We start from the raw sequence: 17802 nt of genomic DNA, 5'->3' as shown, positions 1-17802 counted from the left end.
CGATCATGGGCCAGGTGGCGGGAGTCGTACTGGATGTGCGGGTTCCGTGCTTTCGTCACTCGTTCGGGCTCACCCGGCTGCCGCGGCGGGGGCCGGCGGCCGCTGCTGGGGAACGCCGCCGACTCGAGTGTGTTCCAGCGGGAATCCCCTTGGGGGTGAACCGGTGTGGGGGAGGACGTCGGAGTGGGCGGCCTCGCAGCGCTTTCTGGCGGGTTTTGGGGCGCGTGCAAGGTGCGTGGACCGTTGGGCAAAGGGCAGGTGGGCGCCGCGTACCGGGTGCCCTGGGGGTATGAGGCCAGAACCCCGGCCCGATTACGGCGGGCCGGGGTTCTATATGGTGCTCATGGTGCGGTTGGGTTTAGTAGTCGAAGTCTTCACCGTGGTGGCGCTTGACCACCCGGAAGCTGCCCACCACTCCGTCCTTGACGTGGATGCCCTCGGTGTGGTGCACCTTGACGCCGTTGGCTTCGCTGTGGGGGCCGACGGTGGCGACGGGGGCGCCGTTGTCGCAGGTCGCGCCGCGGAAGAACTCGACGGTCCGCTTGCTGTCGTTGCGGATGTTGAAGCTCTTGGAGCCCAGGCCGCTCACCACGGTGATGCAGCCGTCGGGGTGGGCGGAGAACGACCGCTCGTTGATGAAGATCCTGCCGATCTCGTGGTGGCGCTTGCCACCCTCGCCGCGCTCGCCGCGCTCGCCACCCTCGCCGCGCTCGCCGCCTTCGCCGCCGCGGCCGCCGCCCTCGTTGCCCTTGCCCTGTCCGGACTCGCCGCCCAACGGGGCGTAGGCCGGGGCGGGGGCCTGCTGGACGACGGCCGGAGCCGTCTCGGGAGCGGGGGCGGCCGTGGCGTAGGTGATGCCGGTCACGGCGAGTGCTGCCGCGGCGGCGACGGCCGCGGTAACGACCTTGGAACGGGTCATGATCATGGTGTCTTGCTCCTTCTGAGAGAGGCCGGCTTTGGAAGCCGGTGTGTGAATGAACGTACTGATCGCCGCCAGAGCTGTCATTTCGGGCATATCGGTACGGCTGGTGGGAGAGAGCCGAACGGGGTACCCAGAGCACCCGGAGGCCCGTTTCTTCCACTGCTGACGGCACGTCAATCCATCGCAAATCCTGGGCAGATTGATGAGGGATTAGGCCTTCAAGGTGATCTCTGATGCCTGATCACCCGTGCGGCAGCGGGTCGCCTGGAATTACCGGCCCGAAAGACTCACCGGATTTCGGGGAGGACAGGTCACAGGCCGGATCAAGTAGGTCCTGCCCCGTCAGAGCCTTGTGCTCGTGCCGTCCGCCGTCCGCCGTCCGCCGTCCGCCGTCCGCCGTCCGGTGGGGGCTGGGCCATCATGCTGTGGTCAAGGGGGTGAGGGTCCGAAGGACCCGAAGGCCGGGCCGATGACGACCCCTCACCCGGGGGGCGTCGGCGTCGGCGGTGCCGGTGAGCGCGGCAAGGTCGGCGCCCGTCGGTGAACGCGTCCGGCATGTCGATCTCATGACTGTGCGGCGGTCGGGCGGGCGTGAGCATGCCAATCAGGGGCCACGGGCCGTCAGGGTCCGCCAGTGCTTGGGCCGCACGGCGGCCGGCACCAGCACCAGGGTTCGGGTCGCGGGGCGGGCTTGGCAGGCCTGCCGCATCCCTCTTCGCGGGTGCGGGTGCGGGTCCGGGTCGAGGAGCGAGGGCGGCTTCGTTCAGCCACACCACGGTGTGCGGGGCGATGTCCGCGAGTGTCGGCCAGGGCCACGTCGGGGCGGCCGGGGCTGATGGGATGCCACATCTGCCAGGAGGTCAAAAGCTCCCGCATCGCCTCCCTGCAAGGGCGTGGAGCTTGTAGGTGGAGGAGCCGCAGAATGAGAACCGTGCTGCCGCTGTGCAAAGCCTGAACCTACAGATGGCGCACCCGCCCGGCCAGATCCTGCCCCTTTCAGGGGGCTGGCGGCCCCGGTGGGCCGGCGCGGTGGCCACGGACACAGCATCCGCCTGCCGGAGGCGGCGAGGACGGGTCGCTGATGCGGTGACGGACGGTGTCTGTCTCGGGCGCCTCCGGCCAACTCGTCATTACTGAACGGAGGGTCTGTTCCAGATGTTGATCAGAGTCGTGGAGTGATCTCAAGGTGGCTCGTGGGGATCTGACAGACGACCAGGAGGAGCGGCTGGAGCCGTTGCTGCCGCCGCCGACGAAGATGGCCTGGCGGCTCAGGGGCCGCCTCCCAGACAGCTCAGCGCCTGCATGGCCTCGTGCTCCATGCGTGAAAGTTCGCGGAGGATGATGCCTGCCCGTGCCAGGAACTGCGCATTGCCTGATTCGCCGGCTTTTGTCATCAGTGCTGCGACTTCCGTCCACAGGGTGGCTGCCTCGGCGTACAGCCCGTGGCCGGTGCGCAGGTGGCTGCTGTCGAACTGTTCGGTGCATTCGGCCAGGAAGTCGCGGTAGAGGTTACGGAACAGGGCGCCACCGGTGCCGGCCTTCTCCATCAGGAGGGCGGCCTGCGGTAGGTCCCGCTGCGGGTTGTCGGTCCGCTGGAGCCATGTACGTACCCGCTCGCCGGCCTTTTCGATGCCTCGGTGGCCGAGGTTGGCGATGGGCGGGTTGAGGAAGGCGTCGGCGCAGGCGGTGATGGCGGGAATGATCTGGCCCTGTGGGGAGGGCAGGTTCCCCGGAGCGGTGAGGGTGAATGACCGGTGCTTGGCGGTCATCGGGCCGCGTGCGGCCCTGGCCTGGGCGAGGCTGGTCAGGCTGGTGGATACCGTTCCGCCTTGCTGGTCGGTGTCCACCAGGTAGGCGTCGCGGTCGTCGTAGCCGTACATGGCGACAACATGGCCGCCGAAGTGCACCTTCGAGGTGAAGTAGTCCAGGTGGTAGCTGTCGAGCTGCAGTCCGACGGGGTGGCCGGCGTCGATGGGGGCCACCACGTTCTCCCAAGCCCTGCGAGGGGAGGTGGTCTCCTGGACCAGGAGCTCCAGCCCGAGTCTGGTGGCCAGGTTTCTGGTGAGGTCGAAAGGCCTGACCCGTCCCCCGAGGAAGGGGAAGCCCATGTTCTTGCTGTCCCAGTAGATGAAGGACAGACCGGAACCGAGGCCGAAGAGCATGGGCTCGGTCAGATCGAGCCCCTGGTGTCGCAGCAGTACCCCCAGAGCTGTCGTCTCACAGTGCTGCGTACCGCGGGCATCCATGTCTATCACCGTGGTCATGCCATGCTTTCCTGGATGGAGATGATCAGCCGGGCCATCAGTTCTTCTTGTGGTGCCTCTGCCGGCCCGACGAGATAGGCCTCAAGTACGGGCAGTTCGTCGTTCGTCTTGCACGCCATCATGGTGGACTCTCCCACGGTGGGAGAGTCCAACGCCGTATTCATTGCCCCCCAGGCCTCCTACGTCTCTTCGCCGTCGTCATCGCTTGGAGCGTCCGGATCGCGCGGCGGACGCATGCCCTGGCCGGGCCGCTGTCTGAAGCCCAGCCCGCCGGGCGGTCACTGCCGCGTGGTCCGTTCGATCATGACCGGCCCAGGCCGGCTCCCCGGTCGGCAGCGACATGCGGGGGTCGGGGGAGGGGTACAGGGTGTGCGGCTTTCGCCTTTCGTCACCCGTTCGGGCTCACCCGGGCGCCGCGGGGGAGAGCGGTGGAGCTATGGGAGAACACCGCCAACTGGGTGTGTCCCAGCGGGAGTCTGCTTGGAGGTGCACCGATGAGGCGGGAGGTGGCCGGCGCGGGCAGCCTCGCAGTGCCTTCGGGCCGGTTTTAGTATGGCGTGAAAGGCGCGTGGACCGTGAAGCAGCGGTCGGGTGTGGGCGCCACGTGCCGGTGCCCGGGGGACGGAGACCAGAATCCCGGCCCGATTGCGGCGGGCCGGGATTCTAGATGGTTCGCTTGATGCGGTTGGGTTTAGAACTCGTCGAAGCCGAAGTCGTCGAAGTCGAAGTCGCCCTTGTGGTGACCGACCACTCGGATGCTGGCCACGATTCCGTCCTTGACGTGGACGCCCTTGGTGTGGTGCACCTTGACGCCGTTGGCTTCGCTGCGGGGGCCGACGGTCGCGAGGGGCGCGCCGTTGTCGCAGGTCGCGCCGCGGAAGACCTCGACGGTCCGCTTGCTCTCGTTGCGGACGTTGAGGCTCTTGGAGCCCAGGCCGCTGACCACGGTGATGCAGCCGTCCGGGGCGGCGGAGTACGTCCGCTCGTTGATGAAGATCCTGCCGATCTCGTGGTGGCGACGCTTGCCGTGCTCGCCGCGCTCACCACCCTCGCCGTGCTCGCCGCGCTCGCCGCCTTCGCCGCCGCGGCCGCCGCCCTCGTTGCCCTTGCCCTGTCCGCCCTCGCCGCCCATCGGGGCGTAGTCCGGGGCGGGTGCCTGCTGGGCGACGGCCGGGACCGTCTGGGGAACCGATGCGGGGGTGGCGGCGGCGTAGGTGATGCCGGTCGCGGCGATTGCGGAAGCGGCGGAGATGGCCGCCGTGACGGCGGTGGAACGGGTCATGATCATGATGTCTTGCTCCTCTCTCTGAGGGGCCGGCTGTGAAAGCCGACGTGTGATTGAAGTTAATGACCACCCCCAAAGCTGTCATTTCGGGCGCATCGGAAGGGCTGGCGTGGGGGAGCCGAACGGGGTACTCGGAGAAGCCCCAGACCCGGCTCCCGGATTGCTGATGAGACGTCAGTTTTCTTTAAATATCAGGAAGATTGATGAGGCATTAGGCCTTCAAGGTGATCTCTGACGCCTGCTCACCCATGCGGCAGCGGGTCGCCTGGATATGCTGCCGCGGACGACATCAGATCTCGGGACAAGCGGGCCACGTACCGGATCACGGCAACCCCGCCTTGTCAGGGCCTTACGCCCAATCCGGCCGTCATCCGGTGTGGACCGGGCCACCGTCCCCAGAGGGTGAGAGCCCCAAAGCCCGGGCCCCCATGACGCCCCCTCACCCGGTCGGGGCGTGCTCGCGCGATCCGTCCAGCCCGCGGTATCGGCGCAGGTCGCATCGCCACCCAGCTGCCGATCCGGCGGCGGTGCGCGGTCGGCAGGGTGCCCCGCAGGCCCTGGCTCGGGAGGACGTCACGGCGTCCGTGGCCGCCTCCCACTCGCCGTCGTCGACGAACCTCGGGGCAACCACCGGCTGAGACCCCGGATACAGGGGGTCCCCGTGCCCCGGCTCAGGCAGCCTCCTCCAGGGCGTCCTCGTGCTGCGCGGGATGATCCGGTGCTGTCCGGCCAGGCAGCAGCAACAGACCGATGCCCAGGGCCAGGCCCAGCGAGGGCAGGAACGGGAACCGCCCGTCGTACGCGAAACCCCGCACGGCGAAGCGGGACAGGGCGGCGACGCTCGCGGCGAGGCCGAGCCATGGTATCCAGGAGCGGCGCCGGTCGGCGTCCGGACGCGTCCGTTCGTACAGTGCGGCCAGTTTCCGCTCCAGCGGTCGCAGCGCCGCCACCGAGCCGGCGAGAACGAGCCCGAGCACCAGCAGCCACGGCACCCGCAGCGCCCACCATCCAGCGGACCCGAAGACGGGCTCAGGTGCGAGGGCGGTCAGGTAGAACGCGGCGGCCACGACCAGCACCGGCAGCATGTGCCACAGATACAGCGTCATGCTCGCACCACCGACCGGCTGCACCAGACGCCACACCCACTCGCGGTCCAGAAGCCTCCGCACAGCCGGCGCGACGAGAAGACACACGCCGGTCTGGGCCACTACCCATGCCAGCATCGCCACCGACGGTGGGTCGGTATTGCTGGGCGCCTGCCCAGTCACAAAGATCAGACTGACCGGGAACGGCCCGAGAGCGATCAGCGCCGCGAAAGCCGCCCCACCGCCCACCGCCATCGCGGCCGGCAACAGCCGACGACGAGTCAGCAGGCCGTCCCTCCAGCAAAAGCCCAACTGATAGGCCACACCCCACACGAGCACGTAGTCAGCCAGCCCGACATACGGAGCGTGCACCGTCACCACCATCGCGTCAACGGCCGCGGCTACCGCGCCCATGACGACGGCAACGCGCAGACCCCATCGCCGGTGCGCCGCGTGCAGCAGCGGCGTCAGGGCGCTGAGCAACAGGTACACCGGAAGGAACCAGAACTGCATGGCCATCGCCCAGCCCACGAGTGCAAGCGTGCCCGGGTCCACACCGACCGCCGCACAGATGCCGACGGCGAGCAGCACAAGACCGCTGTAGGCGCCCGTCGGAAGCAACAGCCGCAAGGCACGCTGCCCCACCCAGCCAGTCGCGGAACCACCCGCCGCGCGGGCCCGCGACCAGGAGCCCCCCGCGGCGTGGCCGCCGGCCAGGAAAAACAGCGGCATGATCTGAAAGCCCAGAGTCAGCCACTGGGTCCAAGGAACTGTCGCCAACAGCTCAGGCGCGGTGATCCGTCCGTCGCTCTCCCTGATCAGGCCGGTGATCAGCCAGTGGCCGAGCACCACCAGGACGATCGCCCACGCGCGCAAGAAGTCGACGTAACGGTCTCTGCCCATGCTTCGTCATGCTGCCCGAAGCCCGACCTCCACGCCGCGAGAACTCCGCGCCGCAACCATTCCGTGCCCGATACGACACACTCCACCACCGAACGGCGGCTCGGCACACACCGTGGCCATCTCTCGAACCCCGGCCTCCCGTGGTGGCCGTCCGTCGAAGGTCGCCCCGGGGGAGCGAGGCTCGGCACGCGGTCGAGTGCGTCAACGAGTGGCTGTGTCCGGCCACTTCACGATGCCGCCGCATAACAGTGAATGGTCACCAGTTGAGACGGGCCCCATCGTTGCTCGACCGTGGCCATCAGTTCCCAGCCCAGTCGCTCGTACAGGGCTGCTGCGGCGGTATCGGATGCCACGACGTCGAGCACCGGATGGAGGCCACGACGTCGTGCCCCCTCCACGGCTTGGCCGACCAGCAGCGCACCGATGCCGTACCCCCTGGCCTGCGGGGCGACGAACAGCCGGCTGACCACTGCGGTCAGGGCCTTGTTCGTCCCGTTCCGCTCGCTCCACAAGCCGGGGGCCAGATCGCCTTCACTGCTGCGGGACAAGCTGACGTGGCCAACGAGACGGCCGCCAAGTTCAGCGACCCAGGCCTCCAGCAGGGAAGCCTGCGACAGCCACTCATCAGGCTGGTCGGGCCAGTTCACCGGGTAACCATCACCTTGATGGACTTCCTCGAGAACCCGCACACACATCTCGACAGCGCTGTCAGCCCTCGGCCGGATCCGGAGATCTGACCGTTCCACACCAGCCCCGGGGCTCTCGATGTTCACCAAAACCTCCGAAGGATGCCCCGGCCTTCAGGCCGGGGAGGAATTCGGTCGCCCGCGGAGCGGGACAGGGAAAGCCGTTTCTCCGACAGGCGAACCGGCATCGACTGTCGTACCGTGCCGATAGGTTGGCGCTTGTGACGACGCAGCAGCAGGTGACGGCAGACGCCGGGTGTGCCCGGTACGGCTACCGGCTGCGCGTGTCCGCCACCGCCGAGAAGCAGCTGACGGGCGAGTGGGGCCGCTGCCGCTGGATCTGGAACGAGTGTGTCGCCCGGTCCAAGAAGGCGTTCGCCGACGGCGAGATGTGCGGCCCGGCGCGGCTGGACAAGATGCTGACCGAGGCCCGCGCCGGCAACGCCTGGCTGCGCGAGGGCTCCTCGGTTCCGCAGCAGCAGATCATCCGGGACTTCGGCAGGTCCCGCGCCAAGGCGCTGAAGGACATCAAGGCGGGGCTGCCGATGCGCGGGCGAGCCGGAATGCCCGGACATAAGAAGCTCAAGGACTCCCGGCCGAGCCTGAACTACACGCGGCGCGGCTTCCGGCTCAAGGACGGGCGGCTGCACCTGGCGGGCGGCATCAGCCTGACGGTGGTGTGGTCGCGGCAGCTTCCGGCCGACCCTTCGTCGGTGCGCGTGTACCGCGACAGCCTCGGCCACTGGTACGCAAGCTTTGTCCTCCCGACCGAGGTGCAGCCGCTCCCGCTCAGCGGCGCGGTGATCGGCATCGACTGGGGTGTGAAGGAGCTCGCGACCACCACGTCCGATGCCCACGATCTTCCGCATCCGCAGCACGGGAGGAAGGCCGCGGGGAAGCTGGCCCGCTACCAGCGGATGATGTCCCGCCGGAAGCCGCACAGGGGACGGGCCGCCTCGAAGGGTTACCACAGGGCGCGGCGGCAGGCCGCGAAGCTGCACCAGAAGGTCGCCCGGCAGCGGCATCACACCGGCCGCAAGTGGGCCAAGGCAGTGGTCCGCGACCACGATGCCATCGCGGTGGAGGATTTCCGTCCGAAGTTCCTCGCCAAGTCCTCGATGGCTCGCAAGGCGGCTGACGCGGCGATCGGCGCCACGAAGAAGGCCCTGGTCGAGATGGGCCGCAAGCACGGTCGTGCCGTGTACCTGGTCAACCCCGCGCACACCACGAGGGACTGCGCACGGTGCGGTGCGAGAGCCAAGCACGCACTCCTCCTTTCGGAACGTACCTACACGTGCACCGGGTGCGGAGCCGTCTCGCCGAGAGACAAGAACTCCGCATCCGTGATGCTCGTCCGGGCTGGTCTGACCCCGGCTGGTGCTGAGGGCGTAAGACTGTCTGGAGCGCTGCTCCAGGGGGCTGCCTGAGCCAGGAATCCCGCGCCTTCAGGCGGGGGAGTAGTCAATTCGGTATGGAAGCACAGGTCGCAGAGCCACAACCAACCACTTTCGATACGCGCACGCTGCTTCGCAGGCGAGCCCTCGAGTCCTCCACGCCCCATGACCGATGTCAGCGGCGACTGGAATGCTGCCTCCGTCGGAGACACCGATGGCAGGAGCCGTGCGTGGGAACGCTGATGCAGTTGCCGCTGCCGACCTCGTCGCCAGTACCATGCCGGACGTGACCCGGACGCTCTGCGTCGCGCCGATCGAGCGTGATCACGCCGATCATCGCTCCGTCGAGATCGAATACGAAAAGACCAGGGCGCGGCGGGGGCACCTTCGCTCCACCAGTGATCGGCAAGACGTCCCCTAGCCTTCCCGCGCCCACGGCCGCAGCTTCTCCGGGTTGCGGACTGCCCAGATCCGGGTGACGCGCCCGTCGAAGACGTCGAACGAGGCTACGGTCAAGACGACGCCGGCACGCTGGGCCACCAGGCCCGGCGCGCCGTTGACCGACCGCTCCAGGAGTTCGAGTCCCGGAGCCTTCTCGGCAATGGCGACCATGTACTGGGCGATGCGCGCCCCGCCCTCGACCGGGCGCAGGACGGTGCCGGCCAAGCCGCCGCCGTCGGCGGTCATCACGGCGGCCGGGTTGAGGAGACCGACGAGGGCTGCGATGTCCTTGGTCTCCCATGCCTCTTTGACGTGCCTCACCACGTCGGCCTGGCCGGTCGTCGTCACCGGAGCGCGTGCGATGCTCACCCGTCGCCTGGCGGAGGCCGCCAACTGCTTGCAGGCCGCGGGGGTCCGGCCGAGAACGTCGGCGATTTCGGCGAACGGGTACCGGAAGACGTCGTGCAGGACGAACGCCACCCGCTCGGCGGGCGTCATCGACTCCAGGACGACGAGGAAGGCCATGGTCACCGACTCGTCCAGGACGATCTGGTCGGCGGGGTCTGCCGGGCCGGTGGGGTCGGCGCCGCCCGCGTGGTCCCACTCGGTGCGGTCGGGCAGCGGCTCGGGCAGCCACGCGCCGACGTAGCGTTCACGGCGGGCACGCGCCGAGCCGAGCACGTCCAAGCAGATGCGGCTGGTCACCGTCGTCAGCCAGGCGCCGGGGGACAGGATCTCCTCCTGCCGGCTTCGTGGCAGTCCGTACCAGCGTGCGTAGGCATCCTGTACTGCGTCCTCGGCCTCGGTCACCGAACCGAGCAACCGGTAAGCGACATTGATCAGTTGGCGTCGTTCACCGGCTATGTCATTTGTGCTGGTCCCGACAGTCCCCATGCTTTCGGCCGCCCCCTCGCCTTACCTTTCGCAGGCCCCTGTCGTCGGCCTGGTGAGACCTTATCGATCTACTGCCCGAGGGCGGAAAAGAGAACTGCGACATGGCCACTCAGGTGACGGCGAACGCACAGCGCAGCCCCTCGTTCCTGCAGATCGCGATCGCCCTGCAGACCCTGACCATCTTCCTTCAGGCGGTCTCCGCCGGACTGCTGCTGACCTCGTCCTACGGAGAGACGCTCCACAGTGTCGGAGCCCGTGTGATGTACGGGGCGTCGATGCTGTACGTGCTCGCGGCGGTGCTGGCCTGGAAGCCGGGCGGCGGCTCGCCCCGGCCGATCTGGCACGCGTCAGGTTTCCTCGTACTCGCCTCGGTCCAGGTCGTCCTCGGCATCGCGCACGTCCCGTCGGTCCATCTCCCCCTGGGTGTCTTGATGTTCGGTCTGAGCGTGCTGGCGCTGGCCCGGCGCCAACGGTGATGTGAACGAAATCGGGTGAGGCGTCACGACCGATGCCTGAGACTTCCGGTGCTCGCGCAGGATCCTGCGCTGGGGGCGGTGGTTATGCGTCGAGCTCCGGTGGCTACTCTCGTCTCTCCGTCGGTCCGGAGTGGAGGGAGCAGACTGTGCGCAACGCCGCCGTGACGCCCGAGGGGGACCGGATCCGCTGGGTCGAGCTGCCGGGGCAGGAACCGTCACGCGTCTACGTCCATGGCCTGGGTGCCACGGCGCCGGCCTACTTCACGGAGGTCGCGGTCCATGCTCTGCTGGCCGGCCGCCGTTCACTGCTGATCGACTTGCTCGGGCACGGCATCAGCGACCGGCCCACGGGCTTCGACTACACCCTGGAATCGCACGCCGATGCCCTCGCCGCGGCCCTGACCTCCGCCGGTGTTGCCGGCGCCGAGGTGATCGCGCACAGCATGGGCGGCTCGGTGGCCATCGTCCTGGCCACCCGGCACCCCCAGCTGGTCTCCCGCCTGGTCCTGGTCGACGCCAACCTCGACCCGATCCCGCCCAGCCCCACCTCCGCGGGCAGCAGCGGCATCGCCGCGTATTCCGAGCAGGAGTTCCTGGCGGGCGGCTGGGAAGACATCCGTGACCGGGCCGGTTCCCACTGGTGGTCCACGATGCGCCTGGCCGGCCGGGAGGCACTGCATCGCAGCGCGGTCCACCTCACCCGTGGCACCGTCCCCACCATGCGCGAGCTCCTGCTGGACCTGAAGATTCCCCGCACCTACCTGCTGCCCGAGGCCGACGGCCCGCTCCCGGGTACTGGCGCGCTCATCGAAGCCGGGGTGGCCGTGGTCCCGATCCCGGACTGCGGGCACAACATCATGCTGGACAATCCGGAAGGCTTCGCCCGCGCCACTGCGGCGGCGCTGGCGGACTGACACCAGCAATAGGCAGGCCGTCCGCGGGGGCAGAGCGTGACGTGAACAGGGCCGCACGGGCTCCCCGTGTGTGACGACGAATACGCGGCGCGGTCGCGGGTCCGGTACGGCCCGCCCTTCACGCTGTGCGCGGTCATCCGGCGCCGCTGCACTCGGGGCCCCGGGCTCGCGGCAGCGCCCGCTCGACGCTCTGGCGTCCTTCCCCGAGGGCGTCGCGGGCGGCCCCGGAAGGGCTCTCGCTGTAGGGCGGATCGCCCGCGCGGTAGCTCTCGGGTCCCTCTCCGGGAATGCTCGACACCAGGACGAGCATGCGCACCCCGAACGGTTGAGTTCGTGCCGTCGAGGTTCGTTCGTAGGATGAGGTGTTCTGACGGGTGCACACGGTAGGGAGGCTGTTGGTGCTGGCTGCCGTTGCCGGTTCGCCCGGACCGCTCGCCGAGGTCCTGACGCTGCGTGACGTGGACGGGCCTGCGGCTCCTGGCACGGGGGAGGTCGTGGTGCGCGTGGTCGCGTCGACCGTCAACCCCTCGGACGAGATCACTGTCTCGGGTGCCTACGGTTCGCGGACTTCGTTTCCCATGGTCCCGGGGTTCGAGGGCGTGGGTGTGATCGACGCTGCCGGTCCGGGGGTGCCCGCTGCGGCGGTGGGCCGGCGTGTCCTGCCGCTGGGGTCTGCTGGGGCCTGGCAGCAGTACAAGCGACTCGACCATTCCTGGTGTGTTCCTGTGCCGGACGATCTTCCCGATGAGGTCGCCTGCTTCGCCTACATCAACCCCCTGACCGCCGTCATGATGGTCGAGCGGTTCTGTCGGCCGGGCGTGCGGAATGTGGTGGTCACAGCGGCGACATCGGCCATCGGGCGACACCTGGCGGAACTCCTGACCGATCGCGGTGTCACACCGGTCGGGGTCGTGCGGGGAACGCCGGGGCGGACTGTGGCCGAGCCGTCCCGGTGGCGGGCCGTGATCCGGACGAACGAGCCCGGGTGGCGCGAACAGCTGCGGTCGGCGATCGGCCCCCACGGCGTCGATGTGGCCTTCGACTGCGTCGGTGGCGGCGTGGGCGAAGAGGTGTTCACGCTGACGGCCGGCGGTGGCGTGTTCGTCCACTACGGCCTGCTGTCGGGAACGCCGCTCTCGGTGGAGTGCCTCAACGGCCGCAGGGACGTACGCGTGGAACTCTTCCGTCTGCGCGACACCGTTCAGAAGGACGGCGGGCAGCACCTGTCCGGGCTCTTCGCGCCGGTCTTCGAGAACCTGCGCCGCGGACGCCTGCGCACGGCCGTCGGGAAACGCATCGGGCTCAGCGAACTCGCCGGCCACCTCAAAGACCCGGCAGCCGGACCCGCAGGGAAGATCCTTATCGAGCCGCAGAGGTGACAACCGGGGCATTCCCGGTCGGCGCCGTTCCTGGCGGAAGCACCCAGGCGTGCAACGCACGAGAGCCTGGGTGGACTTGACCTCCTCAGTGCGGGGATGGACGACATGGCCAAGACCGTCCCCGCAACGTCGCACGCCAGAGTACGTCTGCCCTGGGAGTCTCTCTTCACCTGACGGCCGTAGTCTCATCCGTGCTTGCGCAGGTACGCCTCCAGCTCGGCGGCCCCGGTCAGCATCGCCCGCCCGCGGGCGGACAGCCGGCCGTGCCAGTCGCTCAGTGCGGCCTCCAGTGGCTCCAGCCCGCCGGCCGCCCGCACCTGGGCGATCAGCGGGGCGATCTGCTCCAGCAGGTAGCCGCCGCGCCGGAGTTGGTGGGCCAGCCGGGCGTCCCGTACGTCGGCCTCGTCGTAGACGCGGTATCCGGTCCGCGGGTCGCGGCGTGGGCGCACCAGCCCGGCACGTTCCCAAGCGCGCAGCGTCGCGGGCCGGATGCCGAGCTTTTCCGCCAGCGGTCCGATGAACGTGCCGCCGGGCCCGGACACCGTGGCCTGCTCGGACGCCGTGGTGGGCTCCAGGTCGCGGAGGGCGTTCTCCACGGCTCGGAGGGTCCGCCGGTCGTCGAGGAGCTGTGCGTGGCTCTCGTCGATGAGACGGAACGCCTCGTCGGCCGCGCCCTCGTTCACCGCCCGCATGATCGACGTCGCCGTCCGGTGGCCGTGGCCGGGCACCAGGGCGACAAACGCGCGCAGGGCCCCCGCGTGCAGCGAGGTATAGGTGCGGTAGCCGTGGGGTGTGCGACCGGCGGCCGGGAGGATGCCGGCTTCCTCGTAGTTCCTGATCGCCTGCGTGGACAGACCGTGCCCGCGTGCCAGATCAACCGGCCTGAGCCGCTCGCCGTTTTGAGAGTTTCTCCCCATGGAGCCGACGATATCGAGGAAAAGTTTCAACCGAGAGTTCAACGATACCGTTGAAGGCATGGCTACCGACATCAAGGACACCGCCCATGCCGTCGAGGCGGCGGCCGTCATGAGGCTGCTCCCGGCCCGGCCGCGGCTGCTCGCCCTGGGCGAGCCCACCCACGGCGAGGACGCTCTGCTCACCCTGCGCAACGAGCTCTTCCAGGAACTCGTCGAGCAGGAGGGGTACCGGACGATCGCGATCGAGAGCGACTGCCTGAAGGGTCTGGTCGTTGACGGCCACGTCACCACGGGAACGGGCACCCTCGACGAGGCCATGGAACGCGGATTCAGCCACGGCTGGGGCACCTTTGAGGCCAACCGCGAGCTGGTGCGCTGGATGCGCGCCTACAACGACGGCCGGCCCGCGTCCGAACGGCTCCGCTTCGCCGGTTTCGACGGCCCGCTGGAAATCACCGGCGCCGCGAGCCCCCGGCAGGCCCTCACCGCACTCCACACCTACCTCTCGGTTCGGGTGGACGCGGACCTGCTCCCCTGCGCCGCGGAAACACTCGACCGCCTGCTCGGCGCCGACGACCGGTGGACCAATCCCGCCGCGATGATGGAACCGGCCCACTCCGTGGGGCAGTCGGCCGAGGCCAAGCAGCTACGGCTGCTCGCCGACGATCTTGTGGCGCTGTTCGACGCGCAGACACCCCACCTGCTCGCCGCGACCTCGCACGACGACTGGGACCGGGCACGCCTTTACGGGCGCACCGCCACCGGTCTGCTGCGCTACCACCACTGGATGGCCGACACCTCACCGGCCCGCATGACGCGGCTGTGCGCGCTGCGGGATGTGATGATGGCCCACAACCTCCTTGCCGTAGCCGCTCGCGGCCCGGCACTCGTCCACGCCCACAACTCCCACCTCCAACGGGAGAAGAGCACGATGCGGATGTGGCAGGGGCCGGTGGAGTGGTGGAGCGCCGGTGCGCTGGTCAGCGCCCAACTCGGTGAGGAGTACGCCTTCGTGGCCACGGCTCTCGGCACCATCCGACACCAGGGCGTGGACGCCCCGTCCGCGGACACCGTCGAAGGGCTTCTGTACGCGCTCCCGGAGCACCGCTGCGTCATCGACGCCCCGCGGCTGGCCACCGTCCTCGGCGACACCCCGCCCGCGCCCCGCGTATCCCCCTGGTTCGGCTACTCCCCACTCGACCCGGCCCAACTGGCGGACAGCGACGCGATCGTGTTCGTCAGGGACGTCCCGTAGACAGAGCGCTACGGCTACGGATGGCACGGGCGCCGACGGGCCGGTCGTACGAGATCCGGCCGCCGACCACCCGCGGCTCGTCGCGGACCTGCTGCGGTGAGACGAGCATCCGTCCCTTCACGTGCGGCACCGCGCGATCACTCATGTACCGCACCTTGATTCGGTGCTACCCGCTCTCACCCGCCCGGCCCGCTTTCTCCTCCTCGACCTGTGCCTTCGCGGGGTCCAGGAGCCGGGACAGAAAGTGCCGGGTGCGTTCGTGAGCGGGGTTCCCGATGACCCGATCCGGTGTGCCGTCCTCGACGATCACCCCGCCGTCCATGAAGACGATCCGGTCGGCGACCTCCCGCGCGAAGCTCATCTCATGGGTGACGACCATCATCGTCATGCCCTCGTCGGCGAGCATGCGCATCACGGCGAGGACGTCGCCCACCAGCTCGGGGTCGAGCGCGGAGGTGGGCTCGTCGAAGAGCATCACCTCGGGGCCCATGGCGAGCGCGCGGGCGATGGCGACGCGCTGCTGCTGACCGCCGGAGAGGGAGGAGGGATAGGCGTCCGCCTTTTCTGACAGGCCCACGCGCTCCAGGTTCTCGGCGGCGATCTCCGCGGCCCGCGCCTTGCCCCGACCGAGGACCCGGCGCTGCGGCAGTGTGAGGTTCTCGGTCACCGTGAGGTGCGGGAAGAGGTTGAACTGCTGGAACACCATGCCGATACGGCGGCGTACGGCGTCGATGTCCACATCGGGGTCGGTCACCTCGGTGCCGCCGACGAAGACCTGGCCCTCGGTGGGTTCCTCCAGGAGGTTCACACAGCGCAGCAAAGTCGACTTGCCGGAGCCGGAGGGGCCGATGACACAGACCACCTCACCCTGGCCGATCTCCAGGTCGATGCCGCGCAGCACCTCGTTGTCCCCGAAGGACTTGTGCAGGCCGCGGACGAGTATCTCGGGGGCAATGCTCACTTGACGGCTCCCTGGGCCTTGGCCTCCATGCGGCGCACCACGAATCCGAGCGGGATCGTGACCAGCAGATAGCACAGGCCCGCGACCAGGATCGGTGTGGAGTTGGCGGTCTGGCTGGCCAGATCCCGGCCGAACTTGGACAGTTCGCGCTCCTCCAGCGTGACGCCGAGGAACAGCACCAGCGAGGAGTCCTTGAAGAGCAGGACCAGTTCGTTGGTGAGCGGCGGGAGGATGATCCGGAACGCCTGCGGAACGATGATGGAGATCATCGCCCGGGCCGGCGAGAAGCCCAGTGAACGGGCCGCCTCCATCTGTCCCTTGGGCACGGCCTGGATGCCCGCGCGGATCGTCTCCGCCATATAGGCGGCCGAGACCAGTCCGAGCGCGAGGGCCACCTTGCCGTACGTTCCCCCGATGATCTCCGTGCCGGGGAAGGCCAGTGGCACGGCCACACCGACGAAGATGAAGATCAGCAGGGCGGGCAGACCGCGGAAGATCTCGATGTAGACCCCGGCGACCCAGCGGTAGGGGCCCACGGACGACAGCCGCATCAGCGCGATGACCATGCCGAGGACCAGGCCGACGACGAAGCCGGTCAGGGTGAACAGCACGGTGTTCTTCAGCGCCAGGGTGATGACGTCCGGGAACATCCGCCGTGCGATGTCCGCCTGCGCGAACTGGTTTTGCAGTCGGCCCCAGTCGGCCGCGGCCGCGAAGGCGATCACGGCGGCGACGAAGACGGCGTACTGGACGCCGCGCGAGAGCGTGCGCCGTCGGCTCCGGGTCAGACGTCTTCTGCGGGGTCGGACCTCGGCGCCGGCGGTGCCGGCGGTGCCGGTGGTGTCGGCGGTGCCGGTGGTGTCGCTCATGAGGCGGACGGCGAGGCGGCGGACGGGGTGTACGGGCCGATCCACTGCTCGTACAGCTTCTTGTAGGTGCCGTCGGCCTTCGCGTCCTTGATCGCCTTGTTGACCGCGGCGAGGAGTTGGGAGTTGCCCTTCTTCACCGTGAAGCCGTACTGCTCACCGGTGTCGAGGTTGCCGACCACCTTGAAGGCGTCGGCGTTGGCCTTGTCCTTGAGCCAGCCCTGGACCACCGGGTAGTCGATGACGACCGCCTGGACCTGTCCGGTGCGCAGGCCGTTGAGGACGGCGTCGGAGGACTCGAAGGAGACAGGGTCGAAGCCCTGTCCCCGCACATAGTCCTCCCCGGTGGTCTGCGCCTGGGCACCGAGCTTCCTGCCCTTGGCCTTCACATCGGCCAGGGACGTGATGCCGCTCTTCTTGTCGACCAGGACGGCCTGGGTCGCGTCGAAGTACGGGTCGGAGAAGTCGACGTTCTTCTTGCGTTCGGCGGTGATGGTCATGCCCGCGGCGGCCAGATCGCACTCGCCGGAGTTGAGGAACGCGCCGGTCTTGAAGTTCTCGAAGGGCGTGTCGAGGATGTGCTGCTTCACCCCGAGGTCCTTGGCGACCAGGTCGATCAGGGAGACGTCGAAGCCCTGGACCTTGCCGTCGATCTCCGACTGGAAGGGCGGGTAGGGCAGATGCGTGCAGGTCGTGAGCCGGCCCGCCTTGACGAGGTCGACCCCGCCGTCGGCCGACTTGCCCGTGCCGCCGCTGCCGCTCGACGTGCAGCCTGCCACGAGCACCGCCCCGGCCGTCGCGGTGATGGCGGCCAGGATGCGGACCCGGCGTCCGAGGAGCGTGTTCACGGGGGACCTCTCTATGGGGGACATGCGCATGCAGATTATAAGGAGATCTTTGACCCTCTCAAAAAGAACCTGAGACATAGGTGATTCCGGGCGCGTATCGCCCTCCGGGACGTCAACGGCCGGATGAGGAAAGGGTCCTGCTGGTTACCCTCGACTCCGTCCGTGCTTCGCCGACTGGCGGCTGGCGACTGGCGACTGGCGGCGGGGCGGCGGGGCGGCGGGACTGCGGAACTGCGGTGCACGGCCTGGCGGTGCTGTTCCGCACGGCGGTCACGGCGGAGCGGGTGCGCGCCGCCCTCGCCGAACACCCGG

18 protein-coding genes are annotated in these 17802 nt (G+C 68.9%); 5 read left to right on the top strand and 13 right to left on the bottom strand.

Annotation, left to right across the window (positions count from 1 at the left end; translation table 11 throughout):
* Positions 1–358: 358 nt before the first annotated feature.
* From ACIQMV_RS25035 to ACIQMV_RS25010, 6 genes are all read right to left on the bottom strand, one after another.
* A complete protein-coding gene (locus ACIQMV_RS25035; RefSeq protein WP_402595682.1) occupies positions 359–925 on the bottom strand; it encodes a hypothetical protein in 567 nt (188 codons plus the stop codon).
* A 1265-nt stretch (positions 926–2190) separates the two neighbouring features.
* A complete protein-coding gene (locus tag ACIQMV_RS25030) occupies positions 2191–3186 on the bottom strand; it encodes a BtrH N-terminal domain-containing protein (protein ID WP_402595681.1) in 996 nt (331 codons plus the stop codon).
* Positions 3183–3323, bottom strand: a complete 141-nt coding sequence (locus tag ACIQMV_RS25025; RefSeq protein WP_172633302.1) for a hypothetical protein — start codon at positions 3321–3323, stop codon at positions 3183–3185. Before ACIQMV_RS25025 ends, ACIQMV_RS25030 begins: the two co-directional genes overlap by 4 nt.
* A gap of 554 nt (positions 3324–3877) precedes the next feature.
* The gene (locus tag ACIQMV_RS25020; protein WP_402595680.1) at positions 3878–4474 is read right to left on the bottom strand and encodes a hypothetical protein; all 597 of its coding nucleotides are present in this window, start codon (positions 4472–4474) and stop codon (positions 3878–3880) included.
* A gap of 668 nt (positions 4475–5142) precedes the next feature.
* Positions 5143–6459 carry an acyltransferase gene (locus ACIQMV_RS25015; RefSeq protein ID WP_402595678.1) on the bottom strand — a complete coding sequence of 439 codons (1317 nt, stop codon included), beginning with the start codon at positions 6457–6459 and terminating at the stop codon, positions 5143–5145.
* 227 nt (positions 6460–6686) lie between these two features.
* The gene (locus ACIQMV_RS25010) at positions 6687–7148 is read right to left on the bottom strand and encodes a GNAT family N-acetyltransferase (protein ID WP_402595828.1); all 462 of its coding nucleotides are present in this window, start codon (positions 7146–7148) and stop codon (positions 6687–6689) included.
* A gap of 218 nt (positions 7149–7366) precedes the next feature.
* Here ACIQMV_RS25010 and ACIQMV_RS25005 point away from each other — a divergent pair, with 218 nt between their 5' ends.
* The gene (locus ACIQMV_RS25005; RefSeq protein WP_402595677.1) at positions 7367–8572 is read left to right on the top strand and encodes an RNA-guided endonuclease InsQ/TnpB family protein; all 1206 of its coding nucleotides are present in this window, start codon (positions 7367–7369) and stop codon (positions 8570–8572) included.
* 384 nt (positions 8573–8956) lie between these two features.
* Here the strand turns inward: ACIQMV_RS25005 and sigJ are convergent, their stop codons facing one another.
* Positions 8957–9874 carry an RNA polymerase sigma factor SigJ gene (gene sigJ / locus ACIQMV_RS25000; RefSeq protein ID WP_402595676.1) on the bottom strand — a complete coding sequence of 306 codons (918 nt, stop codon included), beginning with the start codon at positions 9872–9874 and terminating at the stop codon, positions 8957–8959.
* 101 nt (positions 9875–9975) lie between these two features.
* Here sigJ and ACIQMV_RS24995 point away from each other — a divergent pair, with 101 nt between their 5' ends.
* Entirely contained in the window at positions 9976–10350 is a 375-nt protein-coding gene (locus ACIQMV_RS24995; protein ID WP_402595675.1) for a hypothetical protein, read from the top strand.
* Between the two features lie 146 nt (positions 10351–10496).
* Entirely contained in the window at positions 10497–11264 is a 768-nt protein-coding gene (locus ACIQMV_RS24990) for an alpha/beta fold hydrolase (RefSeq protein ID WP_402595673.1), read from the top strand.
* Positions 11265–11397: 133 nt separating this feature from the next.
* Here the strand turns inward: ACIQMV_RS24990 and ACIQMV_RS24985 are convergent, their stop codons facing one another.
* A complete protein-coding gene (locus ACIQMV_RS24985) occupies positions 11398–11562 on the bottom strand; it encodes a hypothetical protein (RefSeq protein WP_402595671.1) in 165 nt (54 codons plus the stop codon).
* A gap of 100 nt (positions 11563–11662) precedes the next feature.
* Between ACIQMV_RS24985 and ACIQMV_RS24980 the strand changes: the two genes are divergently transcribed.
* On the top strand, positions 11663–12643 hold the full coding sequence (locus ACIQMV_RS24980) for a zinc-dependent alcohol dehydrogenase family protein (RefSeq protein ID WP_402595669.1): 981 nt from the start codon (positions 11663–11665) through the stop codon (positions 12641–12643).
* Positions 12644–12828: 185 nt separating this feature from the next.
* On the opposite strand, the gene ACIQMV_RS24975 is transcribed toward ACIQMV_RS24980, so the two are convergent.
* On the bottom strand, positions 12829–13560 hold the full coding sequence (locus tag ACIQMV_RS24975) for a TioE family transcriptional regulator (RefSeq protein ID WP_141367697.1): 732 nt from the start codon (positions 13558–13560) through the stop codon (positions 12829–12831).
* A 58-nt stretch (positions 13561–13618) separates the two neighbouring features.
* Here ACIQMV_RS24975 and ACIQMV_RS24970 point away from each other — a divergent pair, with 58 nt between their 5' ends.
* Positions 13619–14815 carry an erythromycin esterase family protein gene (locus ACIQMV_RS24970; protein WP_402595666.1) on the top strand — a complete coding sequence of 399 codons (1197 nt, stop codon included), beginning with the start codon at positions 13619–13621 and terminating at the stop codon, positions 14813–14815.
* On the opposite strand, the gene ACIQMV_RS24965 is transcribed toward ACIQMV_RS24970, so the two are convergent.
* Genes ACIQMV_RS24965 through ACIQMV_RS24950 form a run of 4 tightly spaced genes read right to left on the bottom strand, consistent with a single transcriptional unit; the run spans position 14799 to position 17490 of the window.
* Positions 14799–14960, bottom strand: a complete 162-nt coding sequence (locus ACIQMV_RS24965; protein ID WP_401771871.1) for a hypothetical protein — start codon at positions 14958–14960, stop codon at positions 14799–14801. The two genes, ACIQMV_RS24970 and ACIQMV_RS24965, sit on opposite strands and share 17 nt — an antisense overlap.
* Positions 14961–14981: 21 nt before the next feature.
* Positions 14982–15776: an amino acid ABC transporter ATP-binding protein gene (locus ACIQMV_RS24960; protein WP_402595664.1), complete on the bottom strand. Its 795-nt coding sequence runs from the start codon at positions 15774–15776 to the stop codon at positions 14982–14984.
* Entirely contained in the window at positions 15773–16690 is a 918-nt protein-coding gene (locus tag ACIQMV_RS24955; RefSeq protein ID WP_402595662.1) for an amino acid ABC transporter permease, read from the bottom strand. Before ACIQMV_RS24955 ends, ACIQMV_RS24960 begins: the two co-directional genes overlap by 4 nt.
* Positions 16642–17490, bottom strand: a complete 849-nt coding sequence (locus ACIQMV_RS24950; protein ID WP_402595827.1) for a transporter substrate-binding domain-containing protein — start codon at positions 17488–17490, stop codon at positions 16642–16644. The genes ACIQMV_RS24955 and ACIQMV_RS24950 overlap by 49 nt, the downstream gene beginning before the upstream one ends.
* Positions 17491–17802: the final 312 nt, after the last annotated feature.

Source organism: Streptomyces sp. NPDC091412 (assembly GCF_044756885.1).
Taxonomy (GTDB): domain Bacteria; phylum Actinomycetota; class Actinomycetes; order Streptomycetales; family Streptomycetaceae; genus Streptomyces.
The sequence above is the reverse complement of the archived record's forward strand: the minus strand, read 5'-3'. Positions and strand labels throughout refer to the sequence as shown.